This is a genomic window from Microvirga sp. jy35, assembly GCF_056148915.1.
The window spans coordinates 26,097-35,281 of record NZ_JBWBEW010000047.1 but is presented as its reverse complement, the minus strand read 5'-3'; the positions used below and the strand labels follow the sequence as shown (position 1 = coordinate 35,281).

9 protein-coding genes are annotated in these 9,185 nt (G+C 64.4%); 5 read left to right on the top strand and 4 right to left on the bottom strand.

Annotated elements, in window-relative coordinates; translation table 11 throughout:
* Nucleotides 1-473 precede the first annotated feature (473 nt).
* A complete protein-coding gene (gene sfsA, locus AC0QTX_RS23660) occupies nucleotides 474-1,193 on the top strand; it encodes a DNA/RNA nuclease SfsA (protein WP_474606265.1) in 720 nt (239 codons plus the stop codon).
* Between the two features lie 159 nt (nucleotides 1,194-1,352).
* On the opposite strand, the gene AC0QTX_RS23655 is transcribed toward sfsA, so the two are convergent.
* Entirely contained in the window at nucleotides 1,353-2,183 is an 831-nt protein-coding gene (locus AC0QTX_RS23655; RefSeq protein WP_474606264.1) for an FkbM family methyltransferase, read from the bottom strand.
* Between the two features lie 280 nt (nucleotides 2,184-2,463).
* Here AC0QTX_RS23655 and map point away from each other — a divergent pair, with 280 nt between their 5' ends.
* From map to AC0QTX_RS23640, 3 genes are all read left to right on the top strand, one after another.
* On the top strand, nucleotides 2,464-3,273 hold the full coding sequence (map, locus tag AC0QTX_RS23650; RefSeq protein WP_474606263.1) for a type I methionyl aminopeptidase: 810 nt from the start codon (nucleotides 2,464-2,466) through the stop codon (nucleotides 3,271-3,273).
* Nucleotides 3,274-3,380: 107 nt separating this feature from the next.
* The gene (radC, locus tag AC0QTX_RS23645; protein WP_474606262.1) at nucleotides 3,381-4,064 is read left to right on the top strand and encodes a RadC family protein; all 684 of its coding nucleotides are present in this window, start codon (nucleotides 3,381-3,383) and stop codon (nucleotides 4,062-4,064) included.
* 69 nt (nucleotides 4,065-4,133) lie between these two features.
* On the top strand, nucleotides 4,134-4,607 hold the full coding sequence (locus tag AC0QTX_RS23640) for a PRC-barrel domain-containing protein (protein WP_474606261.1): 474 nt from the start codon (nucleotides 4,134-4,136) through the stop codon (nucleotides 4,605-4,607).
* A gap of 45 nt (nucleotides 4,608-4,652) precedes the next feature.
* On the opposite strand, the gene AC0QTX_RS23635 is transcribed toward AC0QTX_RS23640, so the two are convergent.
* On the bottom strand, nucleotides 4,653-5,249 hold the full coding sequence (locus AC0QTX_RS23635) for an exopolysaccharide biosynthesis protein (protein ID WP_474606260.1): 597 nt from the start codon (nucleotides 5,247-5,249) through the stop codon (nucleotides 4,653-4,655).
* Nucleotides 5,250-5,319: 70 nt separating this feature from the next.
* Nucleotides 5,320-5,589 carry an usg protein gene (locus AC0QTX_RS23630; protein ID WP_474606259.1) on the bottom strand — a complete coding sequence of 90 codons (270 nt, stop codon included), beginning with the start codon at nucleotides 5,587-5,589 and terminating at the stop codon, nucleotides 5,320-5,322.
* 270 nt (nucleotides 5,590-5,859) lie between these two features.
* On the opposite strand from AC0QTX_RS23630, the gene AC0QTX_RS23625 reads away from it, so the two are divergent.
* A complete protein-coding gene (locus AC0QTX_RS23625; RefSeq protein WP_474606258.1) occupies nucleotides 5,860-6,708 on the top strand; it encodes a methionyl-tRNA formyltransferase in 849 nt (282 codons plus the stop codon).
* A 174-nt stretch (nucleotides 6,709-6,882) separates the two neighbouring features.
* On the opposite strand, the gene AC0QTX_RS23620 is transcribed toward AC0QTX_RS23625, so the two are convergent.
* Nucleotides 6,883-8,829: a PAS domain-containing sensor histidine kinase gene (locus tag AC0QTX_RS23620; protein ID WP_474606257.1), complete on the bottom strand. Its 1,947-nt coding sequence runs from the start codon at nucleotides 8,827-8,829 to the stop codon at nucleotides 6,883-6,885.
* Nucleotides 8,830-9,185 lie beyond the last annotated feature (356 nt).

Genomic DNA, 9,185 nt, shown 5'->3' with positions numbered 1-9,185 from the left:
CAAACGATATAGCCGAGCTTAGGCGAGCTGTCAAGAACAAAGTAAGAACATTACACTGCCCCACCGCGTCATGGCCGACCTTGTGCCGGCCATCCACGTCTCCAGTCCAAACCCTCTGTCCTCATCCTGAGGAGGTCACTGAAGCGACCGTCTCGAAGGAGGCTCCAGAGAGTGCTGGAATCTCCTTCGAGACGCAGACTTCGTCTGCTCCTCAGGATGAGGCCGGAGGGGTGGGCAGCAATGGCGCAGATCCCCGAATCTAGTCCGGGGACGGGGATGACGAGGCGGTTGTCAGGACCGGCAAGGTGTCATTCCCGGCTGGAGCGCAGCGGAGGGGAAGCGAATCCACCCGCAGGCTCAGCGCCAGCAATCCCCTTCCCTGCTGCTCTGGGGGTGACAGGGATGCAGGCTGGGTTGAACCTGAGGCTTCTCCCCTGCTACCAGGGATTTTTACAGTCGAATGTTGGTTGTGGATGCGTTTTCAGGAAACCCTGCTCGAGGGCCGTCTCATCGAGCGCTACAAGCGATTTCTGGCGGATGTCGCCCTCGACACCGGCGAGGTGGTCACCGCCCATTGCGCCAATCCCGGGGCCATGATGGGCCTGAAGGAGCCCGGCAGCCGGGTCCTTCTCTCGCGGGCGACGAACCCCAACCGCAAGCTCAAGTACAATTGGGAGTTCGTGGAGGTCGCGGCCGGCGGCGGGCCGCTCCAGCTCATCGGGATCAACACCTCCCGCCCCAACCTGCTGGTGGCCGAGGCCCTGCGCGAGGGGCGCCTTGCTCCCTTCGCCCGCTACGATCGCGTCCGGCCCGAGGTGAAGTACGGCCGCAACAGCCGGGTCGACTTCCTGCTGGAGAAGGACGGCGAGCCGCCCTGCTATCTGGAGGTGAAGAACTGCCACCTCATGCGCGAGGCGGGCTTCGCCGAGTTCCCGGACTGCGTGGCTGCCCGCAGCGCCAAGCACCTCTATGAGCTGGCCGATATGAGGGCCCAGGGCGCGAGAGCCGCCCTCGTCTATGTCATCCAGATGGATGCCGAGCGCTTCGACGTCGCCCGCGATATCGATCCGGCCTACGACAAGGCCTTCCGGCACGCTCTCGCCTCGGGGGTGGAATCCTACGCCTATGTCTGCCGTGTCACGCCCGAGGAGGTGACCATCGACCGGCCGGTGGAGATCGTGACGCCAAGATAGCAAGCTTGTCATTCCAGGGCGGCAGAGCCGGGCCTGACCCGAAGGGCCGCGCCGTAGGCGTGGAAATCCATAAACACCAGCATCGCAGAATGGAGCGCCGTCAGTGGTTATGGATCCCCGCCTTCGCGGGGATGACACTAAGGGAGACGTCGCAGCTTCTCAGCCCCGCTCGAAAACCAGGTTCATCTTGGTCTCGAGGACCTGCCGGTAGCCTTTGCCCGTGAGGAGGCCGATCACATCGGCCTGCCAGCGGTCCGGCACGTTCGCCACGATGAATATGGACGGATAGAGCGAGGCCGGCGCATCCCGGAAGAACGGGTCGAGGACCAGGTCCTCCGCCCCCTCCACATCGAGCTTGATCGCGTCGACCCGGGTCAGGCCCTCGCGGCTCAGAAGATCGAGCAGGGTCACGGCCGGCACCCGGATGGCATCCGTCTGGCTGGAATTGACGATCTTGAGGCTCGCCTCACCCCGGTTGAGGGGGTCGAGGAACAGGGTGAGCTCGCCTGTCTTGTCCGCCACCGCGCAATCGACGGCCTTGATCGTGCCGAACGGGTTCTGTCGGATGTTGTAGATCAGGCGGTCGAAGATCTCGGGCTGCGGTTCGACGGCGAGGATCCGGGTCGCGACGGCAGGGCCGGCCTCCCGAGCCAGGAACAGCGCGTACCAACCCACGTTCGAGCCCACATCGATGAAGGTGAACCCTTCCTGGATGCGAGATGCCAGGATCCTGAGCTCGTCGGCATCGAAATATTGCGGGGTGAAGAGGAGCCGGCGCTCGCACACGTTCTTGTAGGGATAAAGCCGCATCCTGACGCCGAACGTCTCGAGATCGAGCGGCAGGCCTTTGAGCATCTTCATGGCCATGTGGCGCAGCATCAGGGCCAGCCTGCGGCCCGCCCATCCCTGGGGCAACCCGCGCGTGCGGTCGATCACCCAGCGGGTGAGACCTGAAGGCGCAAAGTCCCCGAAGGGGCGGGAATCATTCATTATCGAGGAATCCGGAGCCACGAAGCGGATGAACGGGGTTGCTCATGACACCCCCGGAGGCCAATCGCAAGCGGGGCATGAGGACTTTAGAGCATCGTGCGGACCCGAAAGGGACGCGTCAGCGGAACGTGGCCCCGGTTGTCGCACCCGACGATGCTCTCATTCACGCAGGAAGCACCGGATCGATCCCAAAAGCGCAGATCCGCTTTTGTGTCCGATGCTTTAGCTTGCTTCGCGCTCGGCGATCCTTACATTCCGGGCAAGAGACCAAGGATTGATAATGACCGAGACCGATGTTGTCGAGCGCAAGCGCGCCGCCGAGATCCCGCTGCACGGCCCATCGGACTTCGAAGGGATGCGGCGCGCCGGCCGCATGGTGGCCGAATGCCTCGACATGCTGTCGGAACACGTGAAGCCCAGCGTCACCACGGAGTTTCTGGACAAGCTCGCCTTCGACTTCATCCGCGATCATGGCGCCTATCCGGCCTGCCTGCACTACCGCGGCTACACGAAGACGATCTGCACCTCGATCAACCATGTGGTCTGTCACGGCATTCCCAACGACAAGCCCCTGCGCGACGGGGACATCATGAATGTCGACGTGACTCTCATCCTCGATGGCTGGCACGGGGATTCGAGCCGCATGTATTACGTGGGCGAGGTGCCGCGCCGCGCGCAGCGCCTCTGCGAGATCACCTATGAATGCCTCCTGCGCGGCATCGCGGTCGTCAGGCCGGGCGCCACCACCAACGACATCGGCGCGGCGATCCAATCCTATGCGGAGGCCGAGCGCTGCTCCGTGGTGCGGGACTTCTGCGGCCACGGCATCGGCAAGGTCTTCCACGACTCGCCGACGATCCTCCACTACGTGGAGCCGGCCTACAACGTGGAGCTGAAAGCCGGCATGTTCTTCACCATCGAGCCCATGATCAACTTGGGGCGGCCGCAGGTGAAGGTCCTGGCGGACGGCTGGACCGCCGTGACCCGCGACCGCTCCCTCTCGGCCCAGTTCGAGCACATGGTGGGCGTGACGGAGACCGGCGCGGAGGTGTTCACCTATTCGCCCAAGGGGCTGGACAAGCCGTCGTGAAGCGAGCTTGACACTAGCCTCCCGCATCGCTTCTGGCCTACAAGGTAACAATGATGCGCCGGAACCCCAATTCCGGAGTACGTTGAGGCAAGAAGCAACGGGCGGGCATGAGCGACGACCTTCCCCATTATCACGGCCACCGCGACCGGCTGCGCGCCCGCTTCATGGAGGTGGGCGGCGATGCCGTCCCGGACTACGAGCTGCTGGAGCTCGTGCTCTTCCGCTCCATCCCGCGCCGGGACGTGAAGCCCATCGCCAAGGAGCTGCTCAAGCGCTTCGGCACCTTCGCCGAGGTATTGGCCGCCTCGCCCAACCGGCTCATGGAGGTGGACGGGATCGGCGAGAGCGTGGTCACGGACCTGAAGATCGTGGAGGCCTCCGCCCGCCGCCTCGCCAGGGGCGAGGTCGCCAAGCGCCCGATTCTCTCCTCCTGGACGTCCGTCATCGACTACTGCCGCACCGCCATGGCCTTCATGGACAAGGAACAGTTCCGCCTGCTCTTCCTCGACAAGCGCAACGCGCTCATCGCCGACGAGGTGCAGCAATCGGGCACGGTCGACCACACGCCGGTCTATCCGCGCGAGGTGGTCAAGCGCGCCCTCGAACTCTCCGCTTCAGCCCTGATCCTGGTCCATAACCACCCCTCGGGGGACCCCACGCCGTCCTCCGCCGACGTCAAGATGACCCGTGAGATCATCGAGGTGGCCAGGCCCTTGGGGATCACCGTCCACGACCACATCATCGTGGGCCGCGAGGGTCATGCCAGCCTCAAAGGTCTGCGCCTGATCTGAGCTTGGCCACAGAACCAACCCCTCCCGACCGCGTTACACCACCACGAACAACGTAATCGGGAGATGAGAATGAAGAAGTTGCTGACTGCCGGTCTGCTCGGCTCCACCCTGCTGGCCTCGGCCGCCCTGGCCCAGTCCACGCCGGCCCAGCCCTCCTCCGGCGCCGCTGCTCCGGCAGGCGTGAATTTCATGACGCGGCTCGAGGCCGGTCAGATGCTCGCTTCCAAGATCATGGATGAAGATGTTGTCGGCGCCGACAACAAGGACATCGGCGACATCGAAGATCTGGTGCTCGACCGCAGCGGCAAGGTTGTCGCCGTCGTCATCGAGGTTGATGCGGGCCTCGGCGACCGCACTGTGGCCCTGCCCCTGAGCGCCGTCCAGATGAATGCCCCGGACGCGGCGACCACCGGCTCCGTTCAGGGCTCCGGCCAGACGACCGGCTCGACCTCTGCCCGGAGCAGCGACGACATGCGGATCGTCGTGAACATGCCCGTGGACCAGCTCAAGTCGGCTCCCGAATTCGACGAGGATGACGACTGAGTTATCACGCTTCTGCGGCCACCCTCGGGTGGCCGCAGGCCCTCTTTACATCAGTGTGTCGATCCCGGCGAAGATCGCATAGACGAAGCCGAGGCTCAGGGTCAGGCCGATCGATCCGATCAGAAGCCCTCCCACCACGACGAAGCCATCCCGCTCCACGAGCCCCAGGCCGACAAGGCATACGGCAAGGCCAAGCGGGATCTGCCCCACGAACGGGGGCGCGAACAGAAGTCCCACCGACAGAATCAGGATGACTGCGCCCATGAGGCGCATGGCGAGCGGCGTGTCCAGGAAGGTCATGCGGGGGCGCGAAATGCGCTCGAGCCGGCGAAACACCGGGACCGCGCGACCGACGGCCCGCTCCACGTCCGTGCGGGCCATGGAGCGGTTCAGGAGCTGGCGCGGAAGCCAGGGCGCCTCCCGTCCGAACACGATCTGAACGGCGACCAGCGCCAGCAGCAGGCCGCAGACCAGCGGGATCGGCGGCGGCATGGGAAGGCAGTTGGGCAGCCCCAGCAGCACGATCAGAAGCGCAAAGGCCCTGTCCTGGAGCACGGCCATGATATCGCGCACGGTGAGGCGCTCGCCCGGCTGGGACGCGAGGGCGAGCAGGATCTGGGAAGTGCGCGCGTTGGAAAACAAGGAGCCCTGACAGGTTCGGGGATGCTCAGGGCGCCTCTCTACCTGACTTAACGTCCGGGGCCAAGGCGTATCAATGAATGTTGATCTCCCCCTGAATCGCCCGGAACTCGGCGGGACGGATCAGCTGCGCATGAGCCACTGTGACCGAGTGCAGGGGCCCTGCAAGCTCCCGCTTCCAGAAATCGAGAAAGTCGATGAGCACGGGAAATCGGGGAGCCAGATCATAGTCCTGCCAGATGTAGGTCTGAAGAAAGGACGGGTGATCCGGCATGCGGTACAGGATCTTGGCGGTCGTCAGCCCGTAGCCTTCCAGCTGGCGGATGAAATCCTTGGATACCATGCGAACTCCTTCTCAAGCCCGAACGAGCCTTGCAGACAGGAATCCACCTCTAAAAGCGCAGGCGGTCTCCTGCCCTATGCTCAAGGCTAAATCTTGAGTGCAGTTTGAAGTTCCCGCAAGCGCACAGGACCGAAAACCGGCTCCGCTTTTCGCCGACGCGGCCCTCCGGGTCCGCACGATGCACGAAGGGACTTGCACATCCACGCGATCTTGCGTTGATTGCGTGAGCCGGAGCCCGAACGGAAACATCGCGGAAGGAGATCACCGGGAATGCGCTTCGCCTTCGCGGGAATCGATTTTCTGGGAGATGTTTTCGAGACGCTTCTCGCCGCAGGCTGGGAGCCGGTCAAACTGTTCAGCCGTCCCTGCGACAGCATCTACGACTTCAACGACGTCACCCTGTCCCGCGCCCGCTCGCTGCGCCTGCCGGTGCAGATGTCCCGGATCCTCCCGGCCGATCTCGCCGGTCTGAAAGCCATGGGCTGCGAAGCCCTGGTGGTTGCGGGATATCCGTGGCTGATCACGGGCTGGGAGCGGCACATCCCCTTTGCCATCAACTTCCACCCTTCACCCCTGCCGCAGGGACGAGGGCCCTACCCGCTGTTCCAGGCCATTCTCGACGGCTTGTCCGAATGGGGAATGACGGCCCACGCCCTCGAGCCGGCCTTCGACACGGGCGCGGTCGTGGCTCAGAAGCGCTTTTCCCTGAGCGGCGCGGAGTCCCACGACACCCTGCTGTCCAAATGCCAGATGGCCGCGAAGGAGATTGCAGCGGAACTCGCCCGAGACCTGCCCCGCCTATGGGCCGAGGCCACGCCGCAAGGGCCGGGCACTTACTGGCCCAGGGTCACGCAGGCGCAGAGAACCGTCGCCTGGAACGGCGGCGTGCAGGACGTCCTGCGCACCATCCGCGCCTTCGGATCCATCGAAGCCTTCGCCCAGATCGAGTCCCGCTACGTCTATGTGTGGGAGGCCTCCGGCTGGGAGGAGCCGCACCGATACAGGCCCGGCACCCTCGTCCATCGACATCGCAAGCACATGGTCGTCGCGGCCCGGGACGGGTTCGTCCAGATCAGTGGATGGAGCCCTTATGCTCCGGGATCAGCCAGGCAGGGGTAGAAGGCCAGTTCTTCAGCGCCGGCGCTTGATCATCTTCCAGGCCTGGCGAAGGATGAAGAGGTTGCGGAAAAGCTTGAACATCGGATCACCTTTGTAAACCACGTGTCTGTCAAAGGTCTTTTGCGGCCGATGGTTCCAATCCGACCACGCCCTCATCGCAGCACCGTGAATGATCTAAGCAAGCGGAGCATCGACGGTGCACAGGATTCCTTCGGGGCGGAACTCGATCCGAACATCCCCGTTGAGTTCGCGCGCGAGACTGCGTTCGATCAGACGGGAGCCGAAGCCCTGTCGCGTAGGGGGCTGGACTACCGGACCGCCGGTCTCCTGCCAACGCAGGTGTAGGCGGCTGCCGGGCTCGGCTCTCGAGACATCCCAGACGACATGGACCTTCCCCGTCGCGTTCAACAAGGCGCCATGCTTGACGGCGTTGGTGGTCAACTCCTGAAGCGCCATGGACAAGGCCAGTGCGATCCGGGGCGACAGGCGGACCGTAGGCCCGGCGATCGTCAGGCGATCCTCGCCGAAGGACCTGTAGGGCGCGAGAGCCTGCGCGACGATGTCCTTGAGTTCGGCCCCCTCCCAGCTCTCCGTCGTCAGGACGTCGTGCGCGCGGGCCAGGGCCATCAGCCGGCCTTCGAGAGCCTCCTTGGCATCCTGCATCGTTCCGGCATTGCGCAGGGTCTGAGCCGCGATCGACTGCACCGTGGCCAGGGTGTTCTTCACGCGATGATTCAGCTCGTGGATCAGGAGCGTGCGCTGCTCCTCGGCCCTCTTGCGATCGGTGATGTCGCGCTGGATGCCCCAGAGCCGTTTCAGCTGCCCTTCCTCAATGATGGCAATGATGCTGTTGTCGAAATGCTTCGGATTTCCGGCGGCATCGTACTCGGTCGATTCCGCCCCGGTGACGCTGTAGCCGGAGGACACGATGCTGGCCAGGTATGCTCTGGCCTCGGGGTCGGATGAGGGCAGCGGAAACTCCAGGGTCCTGCCGACCAGATCCTCGGCCTGGGCAAGCCCGTACATGCGTGCCATGGCGTCGTTGCAGTCGACGAAGCGGCCATGGCGGTAGGCCAGATCAACCTGCTCCTCCACGGGCAAACCCGTGTCGAGCGGGGGTGCGAACTCCAGGAGCCAGATGCCCTCGGTACTGCGGGTGATGAACGAGCGGTAGCGTTCCTCGCTTTCGCGCAGAGCCACCTCGGCATCCTTCGCGGCAGTGATATCCCACTGAGCGCCAAGGGAGCGGATGAAGCGTCCGTCCGCATCCCGGATCAGCTTGGTGCGCGCGGTGATCCACCGCATCTCGCCGGTGTCGGCGCGGGCAATCCGAAAATCGTATTCGAGCTGGTCGCAAGCGGGGTCGGAAACCGCCCTGCGTGTTTCGGATTCGATCCAGGACCGATCCTCCGGATGCACGAGGCTGATCCATTCCTCGTACGAGAAAGCCTCAGACCGATCACCCGGCAGCCCGTACAGCTCCAGGTATTCCGGCGACGCGACGGCTTTGCCGGTGTTGCGGTCGAAGTCGAAGCTGCCGATCCGGGCCGCCTGCTGTACCTGCCTGAGCCGCTCCTCGGTGGGAGCGCGGTCGGCCGCCTCGTTCCCGGTGCAGTAAAACCCGGCAACCTTGCCCGTGTCATCCCTGACGGGCGTCCAGGAGAACGAGAACCCGCCGACCGGCCAGCCCAACCGCCCGCCCGACGAAGCAGGTTGCCGGGCGGCATCCCGGTCCCCGCCTGACAATGCCGCTTCGATGATCGGGCCGTGCCGGCCCCAAGTCTCCGGCCATACCTCGCGGAAAGGTCTGCCGAGGGCCGCCGGATGCCGGGGTCCCAGGACCTGCCCGAAGCTGTCGTTGTAGAGCAGCGTGAGATCGGCTCCCCAGACGACGAATACCGGATGCCCGGAGCCGATCATGAGATCGGCGATGGTGCGAAGGCTCTGGGGCCATGACGGTAGGGAATCGAGGGAGGTCGCCGGCCAGTCGTGAGCCCGGATGCGCTCCGCCATCTCGCCCCGGCCCTGCAGCCAGGCGGCCGTCACGGCTGCCGCTGGAGCTTCAACGCCTTTGGATTTGACAAGCGCGGCCGGCGGTCCTTCGAACGGGCCGTCGCTCATGAAGGATCCACTCGATATGCCGATCCCCAGGATCTCTCGACCACGGCAGGATCGGATCTGTTCCAGTTGCTCGGCATCCCCTGCTCGTGGCCCTGCGGATCCTGGTTGAAATGTGACAGGGGGACATAAGCTACGGAGGCATGTCTTCAAGAGACGAAGAGGCATCCGCATCGGCCTGGCGCAATGTTCCAGACCCTGCGGCCTGCGCCCCCTGCATACGGCCCGGAGGCCTCGAGGATGAATTTTGCGGAACCTACCTTCCGCAAGGGCATTACCTCCTCACGAAGGCCACAGCCCCCAGGTCTTCGAGACCCTCAAAGCCCTTCACCTCCCCTCGTGAAGGGCTTTTTTCTTGG

What these genes read in the sequence shown, in the direction of transcription:
- sfsA (WP_474606265.1), top strand. Translation starts at nt 474, where the DNA reads ATGCGTTTTCAGGAAACCCTGCTCGAGGGCCGTCTCATCGAGCGCTAC.
- AC0QTX_RS23655 (WP_474606264.1), bottom strand. Translation starts at nt 2,183, where the DNA reads ATGAATGATTCCCGCCCCTTCGGGGACTTTGCGCCTTCAGGTCTCACC.
- map (WP_474606263.1), top strand. Translation starts at nt 2,464, where the DNA reads ATGACCGAGACCGATGTTGTCGAGCGCAAGCGCGCCGCCGAGATCCCG.
- radC (WP_474606262.1), top strand. Translation starts at nt 3,381, where the DNA reads ATGAGCGACGACCTTCCCCATTATCACGGCCACCGCGACCGGCTGCGC.
- AC0QTX_RS23640 (WP_474606261.1), top strand. Translation starts at nt 4,134, where the DNA reads ATGAAGAAGTTGCTGACTGCCGGTCTGCTCGGCTCCACCCTGCTGGCC.
- AC0QTX_RS23630 (WP_474606259.1), bottom strand. Translation starts at nt 5,589, where the DNA reads ATGGTATCCAAGGATTTCATCCGCCAGCTGGAAGGCTACGGGCTGACG.
- AC0QTX_RS23625 (WP_474606258.1), top strand. Translation starts at nt 5,860, where the DNA reads ATGCGCTTCGCCTTCGCGGGAATCGATTTTCTGGGAGATGTTTTCGAG.
- AC0QTX_RS23620 (WP_474606257.1), bottom strand. Translation starts at nt 8,829, where the DNA reads ATGAGCGACGGCCCGTTCGAAGGACCGCCGGCCGCGCTTGTCAAATCC.